The organism is Streptomyces sp. NPDC048479 (assembly GCF_040651435.1).
GTDB lineage: Bacteria > Actinomycetota > Actinomycetes > Streptomycetales > Streptomycetaceae > Streptomyces.
In genome coordinates, this window is sequence record NZ_JBEZKA010000006.1 from 349,306 (window position 1) to 374,501 (window position 25,196).

The following is a 25,196-nucleotide window of genomic DNA, read 5'->3' on the forward strand; positions in this document are numbered from 1 at the left end:
GTGCCCCTCCGGCACGGTTTCACCTCATGGGACGAGAGCACTGGAAGAAGATCTGGGTCGGTTCCGCCGGCAACATGGTCGAGTGGTTCGACTGGTTCGTGTACGCGAGCTTCGCGACCTATTTCGCGGGGGCGTTCTTCCCCGAAGGGAACGACACCGCCAAGCTCATGAACACCGCCGGCATCTTCGCCGTCGGCTTCTTCATGCGACCGGTCGGCGGCTGGCTGCTCGGCCGGGTCGGTGACCGCAAGGGCCGCAAGGCGGCCCTGACCCTGACCGTCAGTCTGATGTCCGCATCCGCGGTCCTGATCGCGATCGCGCCCACCTACGGCGTCGCGGGCTACGGCGGCGCGGTGGTGCTGCTGATCGCCCGCCTCCTGCAGGGCCTCTCCGTCGGCGGAGAGTACGCGGCCAGCGCGACCTACCTCACCGAGGCCTCCGCCCCGGAGCACCGCGGCTTCGCCTCCAGTTTCCAGTACGTGTCGATGACCGCGGGCCAGATCGTCGGCCTCGGGCTGCAGATCATCCTGCAGCGCACCATGTCCGACGACGCCCTGCACAGCTGGGGCTGGCGCATCCCGTTCATCATCGGCGCGCTCGGCGCGGCGATCGTCTTCTATCTGCGCCGCAACATGCTCGAGACCGATGTGTACGAGGAGTCCGGCGACGACACCCCCGCCGGGGACAAGGGCACGATCAAGGCCCTGTGGGCGCACAAGCGCGAGGCGTTCCTGGTCATCGCCCTGACCATGGGCGGCACCGTCGCGTACTACACGTACACGACCTACCTCACCAAGTACCTCTCCAACTCCGCCGGGCTGCCCAAGCAGACCGCGACCCTGGTCTCCTTCTGCGCGCTGATCGTCTTCGCCTGTCTGCAGCCGCTCGCCGGCAAGCTCTCCGACCGGATCGGCCGCCGTCCGCTGCTGATCACGTTCGCGGTCGGCTCGACCTTCCTGACCGTGCCGATCATGACGATGCTCAAGCACGCGGGCTCGTTCTGGCCGGCGCTGGGGCTTGCGCTGCTGGCCCTTGTGGTGATCACCGGCTACACGTCGATCAACGCGTGTGTGAAGGCCGAGCTGTTCCCGACGGGTATCCGTGCGCTGGGTGTCGCGCTGCCGTACGCCATCGCGAACGCGTTGTTCGGCGGCACGGCGGAGTATGTGGCGCTGTGGTTCAAGGATGCGGGGCTGGAGTCGGGCTTCTACTGGTACGTGGCGGGCTGCGCGGCGGTGTCGCTGGTGGTGTACCTGTCGATGCGCGAGACGCGTGACATCGACCTGAAGCGGGTGGCGGCGACGGCGCCCGCGCGCAGCGAGGAGGTCCCGGCCCCGGCCCGGGTGAAGTAAGAGGGGCCCTTTCCCCGGGGCTCCGCCCCGGACCCCGCGCCTCAATCGCCGGCGGGGCTGAATTTCCGCCCCGGACCCCGCGCCTCAATCGCCGGCGGGGCTCCTGTTGGGGCTCCGCCCCAAGCCCCGCTCCTCAAACGCCGGAGGGGCTGAAATGCCCCTCGGGCGGGGAAACCCAGCCCGTCCGGCGATTGAGGACACTCCCCCTATACGCCCTGCGGGCGTGGGGGACCCCCTGAAGGGCGTACCGGGGGCCCGGGGCGCAACTCCGGGGGAGGCTCCGGGGGCCCCGGGGGCGCAACTCCGGGGGAGCCCCCGGCACAGGCGCCCGCATGGTGAGACCCCACCCCGCCCGCCGCACGGCGTATGGCAGACTGCGACCGTGCTTTCGTTCGCCATGATTATGGGCAGCAGGCGCGCCGGTCCTCAGTGATCGCCTCGTACCAACAACTACGACGCGACCACCGTGCCCCAGACCCGCGCGCAGACCTCTCGCACCCGCGAGGGGTTTTTTCGTTTTACGGCTCCACCTCGGCCGGAAGCGAGCAGCGCGCGATGATGGGGGCAAGTGGAGCCAGTAATTCCGGGAGCCACTCATCCGACAGGAGTCAACACAGCCATGACCACACAGGCCACGGACACGGAGACCGACGACAGCTTCCATGTCTTCGACACGACGCTGCGCGACGGCGCGCAGCGCGAAGGCATCAACCTCACCGTTGCGGACAAGCTGACCATCGCACGGCACCTGGACGACTTCGGCGTGGGGTTCATCGAGGGCGGCTGGCCCGGCGCCAATCCCCGGGACACGGAGTTCTTCTCGCGTGCCCAGCAGGAGATCACCTTCCGGAACGCACAGCTCGTCGCCTTCGGCGCCACCCGCCGCCCTGGCGCCAAGGCGTCCGAGGACCCGCAGGTCAGAGCGCTCCTCGAGTCGGGTGCACCGGTGATCACGCTGGTCGCCAAATCGCATGACCGGCATGTGGAGCTGGCGCTGCGGACCACCCTCGAGGAGAACCTGGAGATGGTCCGCGACACCGTCTCCTACCTGCGCGAGCAGGGCCGCCGGGTGTTCGTGGACTGTGAGCACTTCTTCGACGGCTACCGCGCCAATCCGGAGTACGCCAAGTCCGTCGTGCGCACCGCGGCCGACGCGGGCTCCGATGTCGTCGTCCTGTGCGACACCAACGGCGGAATGCTGCCCGCCCAGATCCAGGCCGTTGTCTCCACCGTCCTCGCCGACACCGGCGCCCGCCTGGGCATCCACGCCCAGGACGACACCGGCTGCGCCGTCGCCAACACCCTCGCCGCCGTCGACGCGGGCGCCACCCACGTCCAGTGCACCGCCAACGGCTACGGCGAGCGCGTCGGCAACGCCAACCTCTTCCCGGTCGTCGCCGCCCTGGAGCTCAAGTACGCCAAGAAGGTGCTGCCCGAGGGCGCGCTGGCCGACATGACCCGGATCTCGCACGCGATCGCCGAGGTCGTCAACCTCACCCCCTCCACGCACCAGCCGTACGTCGGCGTCTCGGCCTTCGCCCACAAGGCCGGACTGCATGCCTCCGCCATCAAGGTCGACCCCGATCTGTACCAGCACATCGACCCCGAGCAGGTCGGCAACACCATGCGGATGCTCGTCTCCGACATGGCGGGCCGCGCCTCCATCGAGCTCAAGGGCAAAGAGCTCGGTATCGACCTCGGCGGTGACCGTGAGCTCGTCGGCCGGGTCGTCGAGCGGGTCAAGGAGCGCGAGCTCAGGGGCTACACATACGAGGCGGCGGACGCCTCCTTCGAGCTGCTGCTGCGTGCGGAGGCGGAGGGCCGGGCCCGCCGTTACTTCCGTACGGAGTCCTGGCGGGCCATCGTCGAGGACCGCCCCGACGGCACCCACGCCAACGAGGCCACCGTGAAGCTGTGGGCCAAGGGCGAGCGCATCGTCGCCACCGCCGAGGGCAACGGCCCGGTCAACGCACTCGACCGGGCGCTGCGCGTCGGCCTGGAGAAGATCTACCCGCAGCTCGCCAAGATGGAGCTGGTCGACTACAAGGTCCGCATCCTCGAAGGCCGCCACGGCACCGAGTCCACCACCCGCGTACTGATCACGACGGGCGACGGAAGCGGCGAGTGGGCGACGGTCGGCGTCGCCGAGAACGTCATCGCTGCCTCCTGGCAGGCCCTGGAGGACGCGTACACCTACGGTCTGCTGCGCGCCGGCGTCGAACCGGCCGAGTAGCCCTCGCAGGTCAGGACCGGAGCCGCCACTTCTGGTTGGCGGCTCCGGTGCACGCCCAGATCTGTGCGCGGGCACCGTTCGCCGAGGAGTTGTCGGAGACGTCGAGGCACTTGTCCGCCGGGACGTTCACCAGATCACCGCTCGACGCTTCGTAGCGCCACTGCTGTGCGCCGGAGCCGTTGCATCCGTACAGCTGGACCTTCGCGCCGTTCGCGGTCGAGCCGGCGGTCACGTCCAGGCATGTGCCGAGCGCCTGGACGGTGCCGTCCGCGCGGACCGTCCACTGCTGGGCGGCGGAGCCGTTGCAGTCCCAGAGCTGGACGGCCGTGCCGTCCGCGCCGGCGCCGCCCGCCACATCGAGGCATTTGCCCGCCAGGCCGGTCAGGCTACCGGTCGGGTCCGAGCCGCCGGCCTGTGTGCCGGACCAGGCGAAGGTCGCGGATGTCTTGCCCGGCAGTGAGTAAGTGGTGTGCTGCCCACCCCAGTTGACGGTGATCGTCTGTGCTGCCGAGCCGTCGTTGTACGCGATCAGCGCCTTCGAGCCGTCGGGGTTGCGCCAGGCCACGTTCGGCACGGCCGAGCTCGCCGTCGAGGCGATCCTGTGGGCACCCGGCCGCACGAACTTCGTGAGGTGGCCCATCGTGTAGTACTCGATCATGTAGTCGACCTGGCCGTGCCGACCGTCGCCGTTGTGCACCGTGACGAGTCCGTCGCACACGCCGCAGCCGCCGTTGTGCGGCCCCCGGTTCTGGTCGACGGCGAGGGACCACTTGGTCACCGACTTCGCCCAGTTGCGGGTGTAGTCGATGATGTTGGTCATGTCCTCGCGCTGCTGGTTGGCGATCCAGGTGCCGCCGGAGTGCTCGGTCTGGAAGGCGTCCAGCTGCGGATACTGGTTGTGCACCTCGGTCTGCTTGGAGATGTTCCCGCCGTAGCCGTGCCAGGCGATCCCGCCGAAGTTCGGGTGGCTGCGGACCGCCGCGTCATTCACTGTCGGGGCGGCGTACGCGTCGTAGGTGTCCCAGTTCCAGTCGTGCGCCAGCACCTTGGTCGGCAGGCCCGCCGCCTGGAGCTTCGGCAACAGCTCGCTCTTGGTGAAGTACGCGAGACCCGAGCCGTTCCAGCTCATCGACGGGTAACTGTCGCAGCAGGTCGGCTCGTTCTGCGCGGTGACGTAGTCGACCGGGATGCCCTGGTCGCGGTAGGCCTGGAGATACTTCACGAAGTAGTTCGCGTAGGCGCCGTAGTACTCCGACTTCAGCCAGCCGCCGTTGAGCTGCCCGCTGTCCTTCATCCAGGCGGGTGCCGTCCATGGCGAGGCCACCGTGGTGAGCGCCGGATTGAGCTGCTTGGCCTGCTTCGTCAGCGGCAGTACGTCGGCGAGATCGTGCGCGATCGAGAACTTCGACAGTGCCGGGTCGCTCTGGCCGGCCGGCACATCGTCGTACGTGTAACCGAAGCGGGCCAGGTCCGAGCCGCCCATCGGATTGCGGACGAAGGAGAGCCCGATTCCCTCGGTCGGCGAGAAGAGCTTCTTCATCGTCGCGTCACGGGTCGCCTGGGACAGCGCTCCGCTGCCCTTCATCAGCCAGGCCGCGGTGTCCGTGAAGGAGGCGCCGCCGCCGGTGAAGGTCTGGAAGCGGGTGTTCTCGTCGACGGTGATGTTCGTGCCGCTGTCGCCGCCGCCCGACTGGAAGTTGACGGGTGTCTGCTGCTGGAGGCCGCGGGTGACATGTCGGCCGCCGGCGTCGTCCGTCGTGGTCAGCCAGATGTTCACCTGCTCGCCCGCGGCGTGCGCCGAGCCGGTCGTCAGACCGGTGAGTCCGGCGGCGGCCAGGGCCGATGCGAGCAGGATTCTGATCGTTCCGGTACGTCGTGCCATGGGCTGGGCCCTCTCCGGCGGTGGTGTGGGGGACGAGGCGTGAGTGAACTGCCAGTGCGTACAGCCGTCAAGGGTTTGCGCATTCAGAGTCTGAACGCACAACACCCCGCACCTGCCTGAAACTTGGGATTCGGCCGATCTCGGTGTGAAGTCTTGACGACAGGACCCGGTACGAGTTGACTCGCCGCGCACCACCGGTACCGGTTCCGGCACCGGTTCCAGACCTCGACGCGGAAGGCCCCGGAATGCCCGTCACGATCGCCGATGTCGCACGTGAGGCGGGCGTCAGTAAGACCACCGTGTCCCGCGTCCTGAACACCAAGGGCGAAGTCGACGCCGGCACAGCCGCCCGCGTTCGTGAAGTGATCGCAAGCCTCGGCTATGTGCCCAGCCTGGGGGCCGTCGGTCTGGCCCGCGGCAGCAGCCGTACGGTCGGCATGCTGACGCCCCCGCTCACCTGGCCCTGGATGGGCGAAGTACTCCAGGGAGTCGTGGACACCGTCGAGGCCGCCGGATACGGGCTGCTGCTCTTCACCTGCAACCGTGGCGCCGAGTCCGTCGAGCACTTCACGAGTCAGGTCTCCGCCCGCGCCTTCGACGGCCTCCTTGTCGTCGAACCCGAGAACACCCTCGACACCATCACCGCGATGCACCGCAAGGGACTCCCGGTCGTCCTCATCGACGACCGCGGCCACCACCCGGAATTCCCGTCCGTCGCCACCACCAACCGCGAGGGCGGTGCGTCGGCCGCCGGCCATCTGCTGGCGGCGGGCCGCAGCCGCCCCCTGATCGTCACCGGCCGCCGGCACTTCGGCTGCGTACAGGACCGGCTCGAGGGGTTCCTCGAGGTCCTGCCGACCGAGCTGATCGCGGAGGGGGACTTCACCGAACTGTCGGGGCGGCTCGCGGTCGAGCGGCAACTCGCCACGGGCAGGCACTTCGACTCGGTCTTCGCGCACAACGACCTCAGCGCCGCGGGGGCACTGCGGGCGCTGCGTGCCGCAGGCCGGTCCGTGCCGGACGACATCGCCGTTGTCGGCTTCGACGACATCCCCATGGCCCAGCACACCGAGCCCCCGCTGACCACCGTCCGCCAGCCCATGCGGGAGATGGGCGAGACGGCGGCGCGGATGCTGCTGGCCCATCTCGGCGGCACGGCCGCTCCCCATGAACCCGTCATCCTGCCCACCGAGTTGATCGTCCGCCGATCCGCGCCGTCGTCATGACGACGGGATTGTTGAGCCCGTCCGCGATTGAGGACACCGCCGAAGGCCGTACAGGACCGCACGCAACCGTGACCCGCACTGAAGGAGCCGCAATGCCACGCCTCAGAACCAGAACCAGAGCCGGAAGCGGAACCAGAGCCGGAATCGCCGTGCTCGCCGCGTCCGCCGTACTCACCGGCCTCCTCGCCGCAGCCGTTCCGAGCGCCGCCGCCGACGACCCCGCCCCTGTCACCGTCGACGCCTTCGAGGGCGAGGTCCCCTTCGCCAACCCCCCGGCCGAGGGGATCTTCACCTGGGGCAGCGACGCCGACGACCAGCCCAAGCTGGAGTTCAAGGAGCGCGCCGACGCCCCCGAGGGCGCGAAGGTCCTGGAAGGCGCCTACGACATCAGTGGCTGGGGCGGACTCACCCACGACTTCGCCTTCGACAGGCCCGCCCACGACTGGACCGCGCACAAAGGCATCCGTTTCTGGTGGTTCGGCCAGAACACCGCCCCGCTGCCGCCCGGATCCGGCAAGCGCATCAACTTCGAGCTGAAGGACGGCGGCGCCAACGGCGAGGCCTCCGAGCTGTGGACCACGTCCTTCACCGACGACTGGGAGGGCTGGCACCTCGTCGAGATCCCCTTCGCCGACTTCGTCTACCGCGCCGACTACCAGCCGGTCGGCGGCATCGACCACATCCTCGGCCTCAACGCGATGTGGGGGTACGCGCTCACCCTGCCCACCGGCGCGCCCGGCAGGTTCGCCATGGACGGCGTGCAGCTGTACGGCAAGGCCGACCCGGCCCTGAAGGCGAACGTTGTCACCGACGCCGCCGTGTACCCGGTCGCCGAGGGCGGCGCCGCACAGGTGAAGATCTCCGTCGCCACCACCGGATCCGGCCCGATCGACGAGCCGGTCACCGTGGCGTACACGACCGAGGGCGGCACCGCCGAAACGGGCACGGACTACACACCGGTCTCCGGCACGGTCACCTTCCCCGCCGGTACTGCTTCCGGCACGTCCCGGACCGTCGCCGTGACCACGAAGAAGGACCGCACAGCCGAGTCCGCGGAGACGATCCCGCTGAAGCTCACGGTCACCGGCGCCAAGCCCCCGGCCGAGACCCCCCAGGTCGTCGTGGACGCCCACGGCCTGCCGTATCTCGACAAGCGCCTCCCGGTGAAGAAGCGCGTCGCCGACCTCCTCTCCCGGATGTCCCTCGCGGAGAAGGCCGGTCAGATGACCCAGGCCGAGCGCAACGCCCTCAAGTCGCAGGGGGACATCGCCGGTTACGGCCTCGGCTCGCTGCTCTCCGGCGGCGGCTCGGTGCCCACCCCCAACGCCCCCGAGGCATGGGCGAAGATGGTCGACGCCTACCAACTGCGCTCCCAGGCAACGCGTTTCCAGATCCCGCTGATCTACGGCGTGGACGCGGTGCACGGCCACAACAACGTCATCGGGTCGACGATCATGCCGCACAACATCGGCATCGGGGCCACCCGCGACCCGTCCGTCGCCGAGAAGACCGGCGCGGTGACAGCCAAGGAAGTACGCGCCACCGGCATTCCATGGGACTTCGCGCCCTGCCTCTGCGTCACCCGCGACGAGCGCTGGGGCCGTTCCTACGAGGCCTTCGGCGAGGACCCGGCCCTGGTCACCGCCATGGAGACGGTGATCAAGGGCATGCAGGGCGCACCGTCCGGCAAGGACCTCGGCCGCAATGACAAGGTGCTGGCCACCGCCAAGCACTTCGCCGGCGACGGCGGTACGGAATTCGGCTCGTCCTCCACCGGCTCGTACACGATCGACCAGGGCATCACCAAGGTCACCCGGCAGGAGCTGGAAGCAGTACACCTCGCGCCGTTCGCGGAGGCGGTGAAGCGCGGCACCGGCACGGTGATGCCCTCGTACTCCTCGCTTGACATCCTCGGCGACGACCAGGGCCCGGTGAAGATGCACGCCAGTGCGGAGATGATCAACGGTGTGCTGAAGGACCGTATGGGCTTCAAGGGCTTCGTCATCAGCGACTGGCAGGCGATCGACCAGATTCCCGGCGACTACCCGAGCGACGTCCGTACGTCCATCAATGCCGGACTCGACATGATCATGGTCCCGACGAACTACCCGGACTTCCACAAGACCCTGCAGGACGAGGTCAACGCGGGCCGTATCTCCGAGGCCCGGATCAATGACGCGGTGTCCCGGATCCTGACCCAGAAGTTCGCCCTGGGTCTCTTCGAGAAGCCGTACGCGGACACCTCCAACCTGTCGGAGATCGGCTCGGCCGCACACCGCGCGGTCGCCCGCGAGGCCGCCGCCAAGTCCCAGGTCCTGCTGAAGAACGACGGCGCGGTACTGCCGCTGAAGCCGACCCAGAAGGTGTACGTCGCCGGGTCCAACGCCGACGACCTCGGCAACCAGGCCGGCGGCTGGACCATCACCTGGCAGGGCTCCTCCGGAAAGATCACCACGGGTACGACCATCCTGGAGGGCATCAAGAAGGCCGCTCCCGATGCGGTCACCTACTCCAAGGACGCCTCCGCGCCCACCGACGGCCATGACGTCGGCGTGGTCGTGGTCGGCGAGACCCCGTACGCCGAGGGCGTCGGCGATGTCGGCAACGGCCACGACCTGGAGCTGAGCGCCGCCGACAAGGCCGCCGTCGACAAGGTCTGTGCCGCGATGAAGTGCGCGGTGCTGATCATCTCCGGCCGCCCCCAGCTCATCGGCGACCGCCTCGGCGACATCGACGCCCTTGTCGCCTCCTGGCTCCCGGGCACGGAGGGCGACGGCGTCGCCGACGTCCTCTACGGCAAGAAGGCCTTCACCGGGCAGCTCCCGGTCACCTGGCCGAAGTCCCAGGCGCAGCTGCCGATCAATGTCGGGGACAAGGCGTACGACCCGCAGTACCCGTACGGCTGGGGTCTGACCACGCTCAGGAAGCCGCCGGCGGGCGGTGAGCTCACCCTCAAGGCGATCGCCCTCGCGGCGAAGATCCTTCAGGCGGCGGGCCGGGCGGACTCGCCGGAAGCCCGTGCGCTGGTCTCCCGGGCCCGCCTGATCGCCCAGGAGAGGATCGGCCAGCAGGTGACGGCGGCGGCCGCGAAGCCGTTCGCGGAGGCTGACCACCTCCTGTTGACGGGCGACCTGACGGGGGCGGTGGCGAAGCTGACGCTGGCGTACAGGCTGAGTTAGTCCCCAGCCTGTCCGGCACGGCCGGCCCCTCCGGCGATTGAGGCGCGGGGCTTGGGGGGAGCCCCGAAATGAGCCTCGCCGGCGTTTGAGGCGCGGGGTCCGGGGCGGAGCCCCCGTTACGGGAAGGGGCGGGTAGGGGAAAGGCCCGCCGCAGGCGTAAGGCTCCGCGCTTGTCCCGATTCGCGCCTGTTCAGGTAGCGTCGAGAGTATGAAGACCAGGCTGTTCACCGCAGTGTCCGGTCTGCTCCTTGCGTTCTCGGCGACCGCCCTCGTGGCGGCGCCGGGAGCGCAGGCGGCCACCGGCCCCGAAACCGTGGCCGCGGCGCTGAAGAAGGGCCCCGTCTACGTGGACCCGCGCGTCTCCGGCCAGCTCTCCAAGGCCGACGCAAACGCCCTCGCCAAGAAGATCAAGGACGCGGACAAGCCGGTCTTCGTGGCGGTCCTGCCCAACAGCGCGGAGTTCCCGCCGGGCTCGGTCCTGCGGAACATCCGTACCGAGACGGGCGTCACCGGCCTGTACGCGATCCGCCTCGGCAATGGATTCAACGCGGGCGCGGACCGCAGCGTCATGAGCAACCAGGCCGTACGGAATCTGGTCACGGCGGTCAAGACGCCCCCGGGCGCCGACGCCGTCACCCAGCTGAACAACTTTGTCGACCAGGCCCTGCCTCAGGCACGCGGCAGCGCCCCCTCCTCCTGGGGCGCGAGCCCCGACCAGGGCTCGAACATGGGCTCCCTGATCACGCTCGGCGTGGTCCTGGTCGCCGGCGGCGCGGGCGCCTACACCATCGTCCAACGCAACCGCCGGAAGAAGGCCGAGGAGGAGCGGGCCGCCCTCGACAAGCTCCGCGTGGTCGTCGACGAGGACATCACGGCTTTCGGCGAAGAGCTGGACCGACTCGACTTCCACCCCTCGGAGAAGGGCGCGACCGATGCCATGCGCGCCGACTACGAGCGCGCACTCGACTCGTACGACAAGTCGAAGTCGCTGATGGGAGCCGCCGGGCATCCCAGTGATGTACGCGGAGTCACCCAGGCCCTGGACGACGGCCGGTACTCGCTGGTGGTCCTGGACGCACGCCGTACGGGTGTGGCGGTGCCGGAGCGCCGGGCGCCGTGCTTCTTCGACCCGCGCCACGGCCCTTCGGTCGCCGACGTCTCCTGGTCGCCGTCCGGCGCAGCCACCCGTGAGGTCCCGGTGTGTGCCGCCGACGCCGCCCGTCTCGAGGACGGCGAGGACCCGATGGCCCGCACGGTCGAGACGGATTCCGGCCGCCGCCCGTACTGGGAGGCGGGACCGGCGTACGGCCCCTGGGCCGGCGGCTACTTCGGCGGCGGAATCCTGCCCGGCCTGCTGGTGGGCACGCTGCTCGGCAGCATGCTCTCCACACCGGCCTACGCGGCCGACTACGGCGGCGGGGACTTCGGCGGCGGCGACTACTCGGGCGCCGACTTCAACTCCTCCGACTTCGGCGGCGGCGACTTCGGGGGTGGAGGCGGCTTCGACGGTGGCGGTGGCGGGTTCGACGGTGGCGGCGGCTTCTAGCGCCCTGGCGGCTCAGCGGCACGGTGCCTCCAGGGGCCGTGCCGGTGCCATGCTGGAAGTGAGCCACGGAGGTCGCGATGGGGTTCTATGCCCAGCGAATCGTGCCGCGGATCGTCGACGTCGCCTGCGGGACGAAGCTGGTCCAACCACTACGACGCCGGGTCTGCGCGGGCCTGCAGGGTGAAGTGATCGAGATCGGATTCGGTTCGGGACACAATGTGCCCTTCTACCCGGCGGCCGTCACCGGCGTGACCGCGGTCGAGCCGTCCGATGTCGGATGGCAACTCGCCGGGGAACGCATCAGAGCGGCATCCGTCCCGGTGCAGCGCGCCGGTCTGGACGGCCAGGCGTTGCCCTTCGAGGACGACAGCTTTGACGCCGCTCTCTCCACCTGGACGCTCTGCACCATCCCCGATGCGGGGGCCGCTCTGCGTGAGGTGCGGCGCGTCCTCAAGCCCGGAGGGACTCTGCATTTCCTCGAGCACGGGCTGGCCCCGGAAGAGGACGAAAACGTGCGCCGCTGGCAACGGCGGCTCGAACCGCTGAACAAGCGGATCTTCGGCGGATGTCACCTCACCCGGCCGACCGTCGACATGGTGGCGAAGGTGGGATTCACGATTACCGAACTCGACGTCTTCTACGAGAAGGGCGCACCGAAGCCCATGGGCGCCGACTCCCTCGGCATTGCCCTGTCGCCCTAGTCAGCGCTCGGCGACGAAGGCGGCCCAAGTGGCCGGAGCGACGGTGAGGACGGGGCCGGTGGCGTTCTTGGAGTCGCGAATGTGCACGGCGAGGGGATGGGCGGCCACCTCGACGCAGTCGCCGCCTTCGTCGCTGCTGTAGCTGGACTTGTGCCAGTCGTAGGCGACTTCGACGCAGTCGCCGCCTTCGCTGCCGCTGTAGCTGGACTTGAACCAGATCAGTACTGCGGGGTTCATTGCTCTCCTGCCAGATCGTCCAGCAGGCCCATGCTCTCCTCAGGGGTGAGGGCCTGTGACCGCAGCATCCCATATTTCTGCTGGAGGACACTGACCTCGTCGGGGTCATCGACGAGGAAGCTGACCCGCTGCCCCTCCATATAGGCCAGTTGATCGTGGTCGGGGGTCTCCAATAGCACCATCGGCCCGTCGAGCCCGGCGTGCTTTTCTCGGTTCGTCGGAACGATCTGCAGCCCGAGGTAGGGGAGTTCGGCGCAGCTACGCAGATGCCGGACCTGCCCGCGCAGGACCTCCCGGCCCCCGATGGGCCGATACAGGATGATCTCCTCGATAAGGAAGTTCATCATCGGAGGCCACGGCTTGCGATCGAAGACCTTCTGGCGATCGAGTCGTGCCGAGAGCCGCTCCTCGGCGTCGTCTGCGCTGATCGGCGGATACAGGCTCGTGAAGACGGCACGGGCGTAGTCCTCTGTCTGCAACAGGCCAGGCGCAGCCTGGGTCTGGTACGAGAGCAGGGTCAGCGCCTCCTGCTCGTGCTCCACGAAGTCCTGTGCGAACGCCGGATACCGCTCCCGCTCCGGCACCTTGTCCACGGCCGTCTGCAACGCCCTCTTCGTATCGAGCAGTTCATCGAGTGCGATCGCGAGATCCAGCTTGAGCGCCCTGCGCCCCTGCTCGATCGAGGCGATCGTGTCCTCGCCCACGCAGAACTGTGTCGCCAGCTCGGCCTGGGTCATCCGGGCCGCCTTGCGGAAGGTCGCGAGCTGGGCGCCGATCACATGCCAAGAGGTGATCCTCTTGGTCCTTCTGGCTGGGTGCATGCGCTCCCCCTTCCCGTCGCGGGACGCGTACGACCCGTCACGACTCGTACAACTCGGCTGTACGACCTGACGCACTGATCCATCGTAGTGACTCCCTGTGACAGTGGCCGCATGAACGACGAACCCCAACTTCCGTATTTCCGCGAGGCGTTCTACCGCCGGGACCGCCGGTCCGTCTCCGCGGCCAGGGAGTTCACCCGGCAGGCGCTGACCGACTGGGCCACGCCCGACAGGTCGGACGACGTATTGCTCTGCGTGAGCGAGCTGGCCACCAATGCGCTGATGCACGGTGTGCCGCCGGGCCGCGGCTTCCGGCTGCACCTGTTCCTGCATGCGGACGGCATCCTGCGCGTCGAGCTCCACGACAGCGGCGACGGGTGCGTACGGCTGTCGCCGCCGCACCCGGACGACGAGGGCGGCCGCGGTCTCCTCCTCGTCGCGGCGCTGGCGGACAAGTGGGGAGTGGGTGAGCGCAGCCCAGGCAAGACGGTGTGGTGTGAGTTCGCCCTAGTGGCGGATCCGTCTCAAATCCGCTACAGAAAGTCGCAAATCGCTACGCTGGGTAATTGATTATGATCGTCTTTCTGTGTTTCCTCGTGCCCATGCGCAAGAGAACGAGGCTCACAGCCTTCGCGGCGGCCGCCCTCACCGCTGCCTTGGTGGCGGCCGGACTCATGTCCGCGTCTTCCCAGTCCGCCCAGGCGTCCGACGAGCATGCCGCCCCCGCCACCCTGTACCGCTCGGCGAATGCCGTGCCGGGTCGCTACATCGTGACCCTCGGCAAGGGCGTCGACTCGGAGTCGATGACGGGCCGGGCCGGCGTGGAGCCGCTCTTCACCTATACGTCGGCGATGCGCGGATTCGCCGCCGCGCTCAGCCCGCTTCAGCTCGACCAAGTGCGCTCCACCCCCGGGGTCGTGGCGGTCGAGGAGGACGCCGCGGTCTCGGTGCTGGCATCCCCGGGCAGCGACACCCGGGCAGCGGCCCTGTCGGCAGCGGCCTTGTCGGCACCGGCGTCCTGGGGTCTGGACCGTATCGATCAGCACAACCTGCCGCTGGACAACAGTTTCACCGCGAAGAGCAAGGGCCGGGGCGCCACCGCGTACATCCTCGACACCGGCATCGACTTCGACCACACCGAGTTCGGCGGCCGCGCCAAGCTCGGCTACGACTCCGTCGGGGACGGATGGGAAGGGCGGGACTGCCACGGCCACGGCACCCATGTCGCGGGCACGGTCGCAGGCAAGACGTACGGCGTGGCGCGCGAGGCCTCCCTCGTCAGCGTCCGGGTCCTCGACTGCCTGGGCTCGGGCACCTGGTCGAGTGTCATCGCCGGACTGGACTGGGTGGCGGCCCACGCCAAGCATCCGGCCGTCCTCAACGCCTCCATCGGCGGTGAGAAGTCGGTCGCGGTGAACAAGGCCGTCACCGCCGTCTCGGACAGCGGTGTCCTGCCGGTCGTCGCGGCGGGCAACGAATCCGCGGACGCCTGCGACGTCTCGCCCGCGTCCGCGGACCGCGTGGTGGCAGTCGGCGCGACCGACCGCGACGACGACGAGACCGACTTCTCCAACTTCGGCGAGTGCCTGTCGCTCTACGCGCCCGGCGTCGACATCGTCTCGGCCAACTTCTTCGGCGGCAGCGTCGCCCTGACGGGCACGTCCATGTCCTCGCCCCATGTCGCCGGAGTCGCGGCTCTCTACGCGGCGAAGCACCCGAAGGCGCTCCCGAAGGAACTGGCCGCCTGGCTCGAAGACGGGTCCACCAAGGACGTTCTCGGCAACGTCGGCCAAGGCTCGCCCAACCGGCTCCTCTACACCAACGGCCTCTGAGTGAGCGTTTACCCAGGACCATCACCTGCGGAGTCTGCGGAGATCGCAGATCAGAGCCGACGGCGGGTCAGGGAGTGGTCGGGCGGTGCGCCCGACGTCCCGTTCCACACGTCGTGCCCTTCCGACTGAGAATGTCATCCAGCGACTTTGTCGTTTCAGGTGCCGGGGCTATGTCTCGTCGGGCACGCCGGCAAACGAGACATGACCGAGCGCCCGCCCGGCCGTGGGGACGGCAGGACGGGCGCGCTCGTGGGGCAGACCGGTCGGGTCTACGGGGTCAGGCCTGCGGCGCGGCCTTGATCGCCGAGATGTCGAAGGTGAGCTTGACCTTGTCGCTGACCATTACGCCGCCAGTCTCCAGCGCCGCGTTCCACGTCAGGCCCCAGTCGGAGCGGAGGATCTCGGCGCTGCCCTCGAAGCCGACGCGCTCGTTGCCGTACACATCGGTGGCGGAGCCGTTGAACTCCAGGTCGATGGCGAGCGGGCGCGTGACGTCCTTGATCGTCAGGTCACCGGTGATGCGGTACGAGTCGCCGCCGAGCTGCTCCGCCTGCGTCGAACGGAACGTCATCAGCGGGTGCTTCTCCGCCTCGAAGAAGTCGCCGCTGCGCAGGTGGCCGTCGCGGTCGGCGATCCCGGTGTCGATGCTGGTGATCTTGACGTCGATCTCGGCGGTGGAGTGGTGGGGGTCGGCGCCGTTCAGCTGCAGGCTGCCGGAGAAGTCGCCGAACGAGCCGCGGACATTGGTGACCATGGCGTGGCGGACCGTGAAGCCGATGCTGCTGTGGGCGGGGTCGATGCTGTACTCGCCGGTCAGGGCGGCGAGCGCCGGATCCACCACGGTGGTGGCGGTCGCGGTGGTGGCGGTCGCGGTGGTGGTGTCGGTCTTGCGGTTGAAGAGACCCATGACGCACTCCTTGGGGGTCGTGGTGGCGTGTTGTTTAAGCTTCAACGACACCGACGGTAGACCTATTCCGTTCAAAGTTCAACATCTTCTCGAGAGGTTCACTCCACCGATGCTGCAGCCCTCTGGCGGACGCGCGTAGATCTCGGGCACCATCTCCCTGCGCCACCTGCACAGCCGTCCCACCGGAGAGCACGGTCACAACGGTCACCAGCAGGAGGGATCCCCCGCCATGAAAGTCCGCTCCGCTCTGAGCGCACTCGCGCTCGTCTCAGGTGCGCTCTTCGCGCCCGGATTCGGTGTCATCAGCGGCGCGACCGAAGCGAACGCCGCCACCAAGATCAGCCATGCCACGGCGACCTCGATGTTCCGCTCGTCCGGGATCACCTGGTCCTCGTCCGGCGGCTGCTCCGACCGCAACAATCCGACGTGTACATCCTTCGAGCAGCTCAACCTCGCGACCGCGAAGGGAGCGCAGACCCTCAAGAGCGCGACCGGCTGTGCGCTCAACATCACCGGCGGCACCGAGACCGGGCATGCGGGTGGTACGTACTCGCACTGGAACGGCTACAAGCTCGACTACGCCAAGTCGACCTGCGTCACGAACTACATCAAGAACACCTTCAGCTACATCGGCGCGCGTCCTGGTGACGGCGCCCCGCAGTGGAGGTCCGGCTCCGGGAACGTCTACGCGGACGAGGGCAGCCACTGGGACGTCATCTACTACAACTGCGGCGGCTGCTGAACTGGGGCTTCGCCCGGACAGGTGTCCGGCCGCCCCCCCATGGCGGCCGGACACCCGCACCCCGCCGGCGATTGAGGCGCGGGGTTCGGGGCGGAGCCCCGACGAGGACCCGAGTCGTCAGGAACCGACCGTCAGCGTGAAGCGCCGCGGGTTGCCGTCGAACGCCGCGCCGGAGACATCCGGCTGGCCGTCCGGACGGACGTCGTCGTACGGGAAGGCGTAGCCGATCGGGGTGTTGGCGTGCAGCACGCGCGACCAGTGGTTGGTGGCCGGGTCCCGGTAGTAGTCGGCCGAGGTAGCGCTGTTCGGCTGGTCGGGGTGGGTCAGCAGGGTCGTCCGGTTGAAGCCCGCGGCGAGCCTGGCCAACAGGCCCTTCTTGTCGTCCGGGTCACCGGGGTTGTTGGCGAACGGGCCGTGATTGCAGGTGAAGATGTCCTTCGAGGTCGGCTTGGCGAAGGTGTGGCCGCCGGTGAACGTCATGACGTCGCCGTTGACGCGCCCGGTGCGTACGCCCCGCCCGCCCTGCAGGTCGATCCGCAGATCGGTCGAGCGGTACTTCTGCCAGACCTGGTTGATGTAGTTGTCGAAGACGTTCCGGAAGGGCATCTCCGCCGGGCGGTCGAAGTACGGAGCCATCAGGTTCTGCGGTGAGATCACCCGCAGCACCTGGCCGCCGGAGCCGCGGATGACCAGCTTGTCCCAGGGCTGGCCGTCGCGGCCCGCCTGGGCGACAAGGCCGTCGGCGATCTTCTGCAGCGCGCCGTTCGGGAGAGCCGCGACCTTGTGGGTGGCGTCGCCGGTCAGCGTGAGACCGATCGGGAGTGCGGTCACCAGGTCGACATAGCTGATGTTGGCGTACAGCTGCGTCGGGTTGAAAGTGAACTCCGCGAAGGACCAGGTGCGGCCGTAGTTGGCGTCGGCGGGGGTCGCGAAGGCCGGCTCGACCAGGGCGGGGCCGGGGTTGACGAAGAAGTTCAGCTTGTTGTCGCGTACGAAGTAGACGCGGGCGCCGAACATCTGCGGCAGGGTCAGCACCACCGGGCCCGCGCCGGCCGCGCGCAGCGGGATGGCGCAGTCGACGGGGAGCGGGGTCTGCGGCGCGGACGGGGACTCGGGGTAGTAGACGCCGCCGCCCGGACGGAGCAGCACCCAGCGTCCGGTGCCCTGCTCATGGCCGGTGACGTACGCGTTGACCGTGCCGGGCAACGACTTGTTCTCCAGGGCCAGTTCGCAGGTGGGGGGCGCGGCCTTGGCGTGCGGGCTGAGAGCGCTTCCCCAGGTGGGGTAGGTGAGCGCTGTCGCGGCAGCCGCGGTGCCGGAAAGGAACATTCGGCGGGATATCACGGATGAACTCCTGTACTCGTGGGGGGTGTCCACCACTCTCGCCATGGCCGGGACGGGCGTCAATAGTTGTGACTGAGAGCGCTCTCAAAATCTTGGCCGATTCATAAGTTGACGCTGCCGTGGGCGACTTGGACTTACGCGCCGGGGTTGTTGGACTACTGGTCGCCTCGGCGCACGACTTCGTTGACGGTCGTGAGAGCGGAGGACTACGCAGTCCCCATGCCACGAAGACTCCGTCCGGCGTGCGCGCTCGTCGCCGCCTCATCCGCCGTGTTCGCCCTGGCCGGGCCCGCACTCCCGGCCGCCGCTGTCCCCGCGGCGGCGACGGCCGCAGCCGAGGACGAAGCCCCCGTCGTCATCGGCTCCGCCCAGCTCTCGGTCGCCGTCGCCAAGGACTTCCCGAGAGTGGTCTCGTACACCGACCGTGCCGGCGGAGCCGAGCTACTCGGGAGTACGGCTCCGGTGACCGCGGTCACCCTCAACGGCAACGCGTACACCGTGCGGCTGAAGGGCGAGCCCGCCGCCACGGCGTCGAGCGCCGCGTACACCCTCGCCTTCGCCGAGCTGCCCGGCGTCGAGATCGACGCGACGCTCTCCGTCTCCGGCCGGACCACTGCCTTCAAGGTCACGGCCGTCCGGGACACCGAGGCCTTCCGCGTCGGCACCATGGACATCCCCGGCCATGATCTGGTCTCGGTCGGCAGTACGGATGCCGGCGCCGAGACCGCCTTCACCCGGCTCGACCCGGACTCGACGAGGACCGCCGACGTCTTCGGCAAGGTGACGGCGGAGACGGCGCCGGACCCCGCACCGGTCGGGGCCTCGTACGCACTGGTCAACACGGGACGGCTGGCCGCGGCCGTCGAGTCCAACTCCAGCTACGACAAGCCGAGCGGCGCGACCGGTGGCGACGACGCCCGCTTCTGGCACCAGGCCCGCAAGGCAGCCGACGGCAGCACGCGCGTCGGCGTCTGGTCCGGACAGTGGACGTACCGGGGGAGTGGCGCTGCGCGCCCGGAGAGCGGCAAGGACCTCCCCTGGGCGAGGGTCGTCGTCACGCCCGACGCCAACGGCGACCACAAGGTCGACTGGCAGGACGGCGCGGTCGCCTTCCGCGCGATCGGGGTCAAGGTGCCGGGCAGCGGGCAGACGCCCGACCGCGTGATCACGCATATCCCCTTCAACTTCGCCAGCCAGGCCACGCACCCTTTCCTGCGGACCCTCGACGACGTCAAGCGGATCTCGCTCGCCACGGACGGGCTGGGGCAGCTGGCGGTACTCAAGGGGTACGGCTCCGAGGGCCATGACTCGGCGCACCCGGACTACGGCGGCAACTACAACAAGCGCGCCGGCGGCCTCACGGACCTCAATACGCTGCTCAAGGACGGCAAGAAGTGGGGCGCGACCTTCGGCGTGCATGTGAACGCCACCGAGTCGTACCCCGAGGCGCACCACTTCAGCGAGAGCCTCGTCGACAAGACCAAGCCCGGCTGGAACTGGCTGAACCAGAGCTACTACATCGACCAGCGCCGGGACATCAACAGCGGTGATCTGGCGTGCAGATTCCAGCAGTTGAGGGACGAGACCGACCGCAATCTCTCCTTCCTCTACATCGACGTCTACTACACGCACGGCTGGATCGCCGACAGGACGATGCAGGCCGTGCAGGCGCAGGGCTGGAACGTCGGCACCGAGTGGGCCGACAAGTTCGAGCGGGCCTCGCTCTGGTCGCACTGGGCCAATGACCTGGACTACGGCGGGCCCACCAACAAGGGCCTCAACTCGCAGATCATCCGGTTCATCCGCAACGGTGAGAAGGACGTCTGGAACAACCATCCGGTCCTGGGCCAGACGGCCCTCGAGGACTTCGAGGGCTGGACCGGCGAGACCGACTGGAACGCCTTCTACGGCAATGTCTGGCAGCGCGATCTGCCCGCCAAGTACCTCCAGCATGAGCGGATCACCCGCTGGACCGGCAATGACCTGGCCTTCACGGGCGGCCTGCGCGGCACGGTCGAGGACGGCCGCCGCATGTTCTACGACCACGGCCGCAAGGTCCTGGACGGCGACCGCTATCTGCTGCCGTGGGACGGCGGCAAGAAGCTGTACCATTACAACAAGGCCGGTGGCATTAGCAGTTGGGCCGTGACTGGCGCGGCGTCGTACACCGTGTACAAGCTGACCGACAACGGGCGCGTAAAGGCCGGCACCGTACGGCCCGTGGACGGCCGGATCACGCTGACCGCGGCCGCCGGACAGCCGTACGTCCTCTACCCGGACCGCGCGCCCGCCCCGCGGGACCCGCAGTGGGGCCAGGGCGGCGCGGTCGCCGACCCCGGCTTCAACGACGCCGGGACGGCCGCCTGGACCAAGCGGGGCACGGTCGCCCGCCACACCGACGACCAGGGCCGCAACAGCGGCGTACTGAGCGGCAGCGGCACTGCCTCCGTCTCCCAGCGGCTGACCGGACTCACGCCGGGCGCCCGCTACACCGCGTCCGCCTGGATCGAGGTCCAGCCGGGCAAGGAGCGCCGTACGACCCTGGCCGCCGGTGGCGCGTCCGTGGCCGTCGAACGCTCGACCGCGAAGGACCAGGTCGCCGCCTCCGACCGGCACGGCACCTACTTCCAGTGCGCCAAGGTGAACTTCACCGCGCCGCGCGGTTCTGCCGCCACTCTCAGGATTGAGGCGGCGGGCGGCAGTACGGCGACCGTTCGTGTCGACGACGTACGCGTGGTCAGGAACGCTCCGGCGGCCAGACCGGGCACGGTCGTGTACGAGGACTTCGAGGCTGTCGACCAGGGCTGGGGCCCCTTCCTCAAAGGCGACGCGGGCGGCGTCACCGACCCGCGCACACATATCGCGCAGAAGCACGCGCCGTACACCCAGGCCGGCTGGAACGGAAAGCTCGTCGACGACGTGCTGAGCGGCGCAGAGTCCCTCAAGTCCCACGAGGAGAACGCCGGTCTCGTCTACCGCACCGCGCCCTGGACCGTGCCGATGAAGAACGGGCACAGCTACCGGGTGGAGTACGACTACCAGTCGAGCCAGGCGGGCGCGTACGAGTGGGTCACCGGCTACGACCGGATCGGCGCCGACGGGGTCCCGGCCTCCGTCGAGACCCGCCGTACGCCGATCGGACAGCAGGGGGCACCTCCCAGCGGTAGCCGGGGGAAGGGCACGGGCCACTTCGCCGAGACCGTCACGGCGGGCTGTGGCGACACCTGGACCGGGCTCCGCAAGCGCGGCGACGCCCCGGACGGTGCGGACTTCGTTCTCGACGGCTTCACCGTGACCGACCTCGGTCCGGCCGCCGAGCAGGCGGCGTGCGGGACGCTCACCGTCGAACCGGCCGCCGAGACGCTGGAACCCGGCCGGAAGAACCAGGTCAAGGCCACGTTCACCAACTACGAGGCGCAGCCCGCGACCGGTGTCGCACTGAGTCTCGCACTGCCCGAGGGCTGGACGGCCGAGCCCGCGGGCCCGGTCTCCGCCGGCTCGGTGGCGCCCGGGGCCAAGGCCACCGGCAGCTGGCAGGTCACACCGCCGGCGGACGCCAAGTACCAGACGTACACGTTCAGTTCGCGGGCTTCGTACACGGTCGGCGGTACGGCGCGGAAGCTCGGCGCGGAGACGTCTGTACGCACCCTTCCGCCGCCGCCCACCGCGGATGTCTGGGCGAGCGACATCGACTGGACCGCCACAGAGAACGGCTGGGGACCGGTCGAGCGCGATCTGTCCAACGGTGAGACGGGGACGGGCGACGGCAGCCCGCTGAGGATCGGTGGAGTGGCGTACGCCAAGGGCCTCGGCTCGCACGCCCCGGCGAAGGTCCGCTACTACCTGGGCGGGAAGTGCACCTCCTTCACCGCGGAGGTGGGTGTGGACGACGTCCAGACGGCGCGCGGCAGCGTGCAGTTCAGCGTGTTTGCCGACGGCGCCGAGAAGGCGAAGTCGCCGGTCCTGAAGGCCGCCGACGCCGCCTGGTCGCTCACCGCGGACCTCACCGGCGCGTCCTATGCCGACCTGGTCGTCGGCGACGGCGGCGACGGGAACGGCAATGACCACGCCGACTGGGGGAGTGCGCGCTTCCGGTGCGGTAGGTAACTGAGGCGCACCGCGGGCTGGATCCTTCAGGCTCGCCGGCGATTGAGGCGCGGGTTCCCGCGCGGAGCCCCGGCGTGTCCCTTGAGCGGCGCTTGTCCCTCGTGTGGAATACGGAAACCGAGGGGCAAGCGCTTTCCACATCTCCTGTCATGCCCATTGAACGCGTGGAGAAGTGCGTGCTAGACCAACGGGCAACCGGTCTACGCCACTTCCGCTCCGGAGGCTCTCGTGCCGCTGCCGCTCGCATGGTCCCGCCGAATGTTTCTCGCCACCGCCGGAGCAAGCGCTCTTGCCTTCACCTCTCCGGGACCTGCGATGGCCGTCGAGTACGACGACGAGTACGACGACGAGTACGAGACCCTGCGGCTGCGCTGGCTGGAGATCGGCCTCGGCACCGGCTACGACCCGACCGCCGAGCCGTACGCCTCCTGCCTCGCCGAGACCGGGAGGCTCGCTGCCGGATTCCGCGCCTCGATGGCCCCCACCGGCACCTCGCTCTGGCCCGGCTACCGCTTCGACCCGCCCTCCGGCATCACCCAGAGCTACAGCCGCCTGTGGACCATGACTCAGGCGTACGCGCAGCAGGGCACCGGCCTCACCGGCGACGCCGGGTTCCTCGCCGACATCATCCGCGGGCTCGACCATCTCGCCGCGAGGATCTACAACCCCTCCACCACCCGCTACGGCAACTGGTGGGAGTGGCAGATCGGCAGCCCCCGCCTCCTCATGGACATTGTCGCCGTCCTCCTCGACCAGCTCACCGAGTCGCAGCGGGCGCAGGCCTTCGCCGCCGTCGACCACTTCATCCCCGACGCCGTGCTCGGCGACTACACCGGCACATCCACCGGCGCCAACCGCGTCGACCTCTGCCGCTCCGTCACCCTGCGCGGCGTCCTCGGCAGGGCCCCCGGGAAGATCGCGCTGGCCCGCGACGCCCTCTCACCCGTCTTTCCTTACGTCACCAAGGGCGACGGCCTCTACGCCGACGGCTCGTTCGTCCAGCACACCTGGGTCGCCTACTCCGGGACGTACGGACAGGTGATGCTCGACGGCCTCGGCCGCCTCTTCGCACTGCTCGCGGGCTCGACCTGGGCCGTCACCGACCCGAACCGGCAGATCATCCTGGACGGCGTCGAGCACGCGTACGCGCCACTGATCTACAACGGGCTGATGATGGACAGCGTCAATGGCCGTGCCATCAGCCGGGGTTACCTCAAGAGCGATGAGCGCAGGATCATGCGCAGCGACCACTTCCACGGGCAGGGGCTGATCGCCGCCATCGCGCTCCTCGCGGGCGGCGCCTCCGCCGCCGAGCGGGACCGCTGGCACGCCCGGATCAAGGGCTGGATCGAACGGGACACCACCACGCCGATCCTCACCGGCCGGCAGTTCGGCGTCGCCGACCTCTCCCGGCTCCACGCGGCCGCCGCCGCACCCGTGCCCGCCGCGCCCGAGCCGGTTGGCCATCAGCTCTTCGCCGCGATGGACCGTGCCGTGCACCGGCGGCCCGGCTGGGCCGCGAACATCTCCATGGCCTCGGAGCGGATCGCGTACTACGAGTGCGGCAACGGCGAGAATCCGCGGGGCTGGCACACCGGCGCCGGAATGCTCTACTGGTGGCCGGGCGAGGCGGCGGGGGACCAGTACACCAACTGGTTCTGGCCCACAGTCGACCCTTACCGGCTGCCCGGAACGACCGTGTCGACCAAGCGACTTGCCGACCGGGCGGGCGGCGAGTGGGGCGAGCCCAAGCCCGCCGCGAAATGGGTGGGCGGCGCGAGCGACGGCGAGTTCGCGGCCGTCGGTCAGCATCTGCTCGGCCTCGGCTCCACCCTGCAGGCCCGTAAGTCCTGGTTCTGCGCCGCCGACGCGGTCGTCTGCCTCGGCGCGGGCATCTCGAGCACCGACGGCGTGCCCGTCGAGACGGTCGTGGACAACCGCAATCTCGGCGCCGACGGTACGAACGACTTCACGGCCGGGCGCGGCTGGGCACACCTCGAAGGCCACGGCGGATGGATCTTCCCGGACGGTACGGAGCCGCTGCGCACCCTGCGCGAGGACCGGACCGGCGCCTGGAGCGACATCAACACCACCAGCTCCAGCGAGCGCGTCACCCGCCGCTACCAGACCCTCTGGCTCGACCACGGCACCGATCCGGCAGACGCGTCGTACGTGTATCTGCTGATGCCCGGCGCGAGCCGCCGCACCCTCGCCGCCCGCGCCCGGGACAAGCACTGGCTGGAGATCCTCGCCAACACCAGGGCATGCCAGGCCGTGTCCGTCCGCTCCCTGGGACTGACTGCGGCGAACTTCTGGCAGCCCGGTACGGTGGGCCGGCTCACCTCAACGGCCGAGGCGAGTGCCCTCGTACGGAGTAATCGCCACACCGCAACCCTCCACATCAGTGCGCCGCCGCGTACCGGAGCGACCGTGGAGATCACCTGGAATCATCCCGTGCGCAAGGTGACCAGCAAGGACGCGTCCGTCGAAGTGCTCGCCGCCGGCCGGTCGCTGCGGCTGCGGATCGCTGCCGGGACCGCCGGAGTCACCCAGCACTGTGAGGTGGCTCTCAGGTGAACGGCTTGTTGAACCTCCACAAAGCTTGGTGGCCCTGAGCTGGTACTTGGGCTGCAGTGCGAAATGGTTCTGTTCAAGGCCAACAGGAGATGGCTCCGGAGACTGTACGGAGTCGACGGCAGGGTTTTCTTGGTCGGATCCGTAGGGTCGATGCATGACCGTTTTGGACGAGACCTCCAGCGAGCCGAGCGACGCGCGTGGGCGTGTGGCCGAGCTGCACGATCTGCGCGAGCAGGCCCGGAGCGGGCCGAGTGAGCGTGCCACCCAGGCGCAGCATGCCAAGGGCAAGCTGACCGCCCGTGAGCGGATCGCGCTGTTGCTGGACGAGGGTTCGTTCAGGGAGGTCGAGCAGCTGCGCCGGCACCGGGCGACCGGCTTCGGCCTGGAGGCCAAGAAGCCGTACACCGACGGTGTCATCACCGGCTGGGGCACGGTCGAGGGCCGGACGGTCTTTGTCTACGCGCACGACTTCCGGATCTTCGGTGGCGCGCTGGGCGAGGCCCACGCCAC

At 69.2% G+C, this 25,196-nt stretch carries 17 protein-coding genes; 12 read left to right on the forward strand and 5 right to left on the reverse strand.

Annotated features, from left to right (window positions below):
• Nucleotides 1–26: 26 nt before the first annotated feature.
• Complete coding sequence (locus AB0D12_RS12950; RefSeq protein WP_362680507.1) at nt 27–1,352, forward strand: MFS transporter; 1,326 nt, start codon at nt 27–29, stop codon at nt 1,350–1,352.
• A 619-nt stretch (nt 1,353–1,971) separates the two neighbouring features.
• Complete coding sequence (gene cimA / locus AB0D12_RS12955) at nt 1,972–3,585, forward strand: citramalate synthase (protein WP_362680510.1); 1,614 nt, start codon at nt 1,972–1,974, stop codon at nt 3,583–3,585.
• A 10-nt stretch (nt 3,586–3,595) separates the two neighbouring features.
• Here the strand turns inward: cimA and AB0D12_RS12960 are convergent, their stop codons facing one another.
• A complete protein-coding gene (locus AB0D12_RS12960) occupies nt 3,596–5,467 on the reverse strand; it encodes a ricin-type beta-trefoil lectin domain protein (protein WP_362680513.1) in 1,872 nt (623 codons plus the stop codon).
• A 245-nt stretch (nt 5,468–5,712) separates the two neighbouring features.
• On the opposite strand from AB0D12_RS12960, the gene AB0D12_RS12965 reads away from it, so the two are divergent.
• The 4 genes from AB0D12_RS12965 (at nt 5,713) to AB0D12_RS12980 (ending at nt 12,119) form a co-directional block, all read left to right on the forward strand.
• Complete coding sequence (locus AB0D12_RS12965; protein ID WP_362680516.1) at nt 5,713–6,693, forward strand: LacI family DNA-binding transcriptional regulator; 981 nt, start codon at nt 5,713–5,715, stop codon at nt 6,691–6,693.
• A 92-nt stretch (nt 6,694–6,785) separates the two neighbouring features.
• Nucleotides 6,786–9,872, forward strand: coding sequence for a glycoside hydrolase family 3 N-terminal domain-containing protein (locus tag AB0D12_RS12970; protein ID WP_362680519.1), 3,087 nt, complete (start codon nt 6,786–6,788; stop codon nt 9,870–9,872).
• 208 nt (nt 9,873–10,080) lie between these two features.
• A complete protein-coding gene (locus AB0D12_RS12975; protein WP_362680522.1) occupies nt 10,081–11,418 on the forward strand; it encodes a hypothetical protein in 1,338 nt (445 codons plus the stop codon).
• A gap of 77 nt (nt 11,419–11,495) precedes the next feature.
• Nucleotides 11,496–12,119, forward strand: a complete 624-nt coding sequence (locus AB0D12_RS12980; protein ID WP_362680525.1) for a class I SAM-dependent methyltransferase — start codon at nt 11,496–11,498, stop codon at nt 12,117–12,119.
• Here AB0D12_RS12980 and AB0D12_RS12985 read toward each other — a convergent pair whose 3' ends face one another.
• On the reverse strand, nt 12,120–12,356 hold the full coding sequence (locus AB0D12_RS12985; protein WP_362680528.1) for a DUF397 domain-containing protein: 237 nt from the start codon (nt 12,354–12,356) through the stop codon (nt 12,120–12,122).
• Complete coding sequence (locus tag AB0D12_RS12990) at nt 12,353–13,177, reverse strand: helix-turn-helix transcriptional regulator (RefSeq protein ID WP_362680531.1); 825 nt, start codon at nt 13,175–13,177, stop codon at nt 12,353–12,355. Before AB0D12_RS12990 ends, AB0D12_RS12985 begins: the two co-directional genes overlap by 4 nt.
• A gap of 111 nt (nt 13,178–13,288) precedes the next feature.
• Here AB0D12_RS12990 and AB0D12_RS12995 point away from each other — a divergent pair, with 111 nt between their 5' ends.
• Both AB0D12_RS12995 and AB0D12_RS13000 read left to right on the forward strand, forming a co-directional pair.
• Entirely contained in the window at nt 13,289–13,747 is a 459-nt protein-coding gene (locus tag AB0D12_RS12995) for an ATP-binding protein (RefSeq protein ID WP_362680534.1), read from the forward strand.
• 32 nt (nt 13,748–13,779) lie between these two features.
• Nucleotides 13,780–15,009 (forward strand): S8 family peptidase, encoded by a 1,230-nt coding sequence (locus AB0D12_RS13000; RefSeq protein ID WP_362680537.1) that lies wholly within the window; start codon nt 13,780–13,782, stop codon nt 15,007–15,009.
• A gap of 277 nt (nt 15,010–15,286) precedes the next feature.
• On the opposite strand, the gene AB0D12_RS13005 is transcribed toward AB0D12_RS13000, so the two are convergent.
• Complete coding sequence (locus tag AB0D12_RS13005; protein WP_362680540.1) at nt 15,287–15,916, reverse strand: YceI family protein; 630 nt, start codon at nt 15,914–15,916, stop codon at nt 15,287–15,289.
• Nucleotides 15,917–16,145: 229 nt separating this feature from the next.
• Here AB0D12_RS13005 and AB0D12_RS13010 point away from each other — a divergent pair, with 229 nt between their 5' ends.
• Nucleotides 16,146–16,658 (forward strand): hypothetical protein, encoded by a 513-nt coding sequence (locus AB0D12_RS13010; RefSeq protein WP_362680542.1) that lies wholly within the window; start codon nt 16,146–16,148, stop codon nt 16,656–16,658.
• 117 nt (nt 16,659–16,775) lie between these two features.
• Here the strand turns inward: AB0D12_RS13010 and AB0D12_RS13015 are convergent, their stop codons facing one another.
• The gene (locus AB0D12_RS13015; protein WP_362680594.1) at nt 16,776–17,987 is read right to left on the reverse strand and encodes a glycoside hydrolase family 64 protein; all 1,212 of its coding nucleotides are present in this window, start codon (nt 17,985–17,987) and stop codon (nt 16,776–16,778) included.
• A gap of 234 nt (nt 17,988–18,221) precedes the next feature.
• On the opposite strand from AB0D12_RS13015, the gene AB0D12_RS13020 reads away from it, so the two are divergent.
• From AB0D12_RS13020 to AB0D12_RS13030, 3 genes are all read left to right on the forward strand, one after another.
• Nucleotides 18,222–22,109 (forward strand): endo-alpha-N-acetylgalactosaminidase family protein, encoded by a 3,888-nt coding sequence (locus AB0D12_RS13020; protein ID WP_362680545.1) that lies wholly within the window; start codon nt 18,222–18,224, stop codon nt 22,107–22,109.
• A gap of 258 nt (nt 22,110–22,367) precedes the next feature.
• Nucleotides 22,368–24,686, forward strand: a complete 2,319-nt coding sequence (locus AB0D12_RS13025) for a polysaccharide lyase 8 family protein (protein ID WP_362680548.1) — start codon at nt 22,368–22,370, stop codon at nt 24,684–24,686.
• 154 nt (nt 24,687–24,840) lie between these two features.
• Nucleotides 24,841–25,196, forward strand: a 356-nt coding sequence (locus AB0D12_RS13030) for a carboxyl transferase domain-containing protein (RefSeq protein WP_362680551.1), incomplete at its 3' end; no start/stop codon positions are given.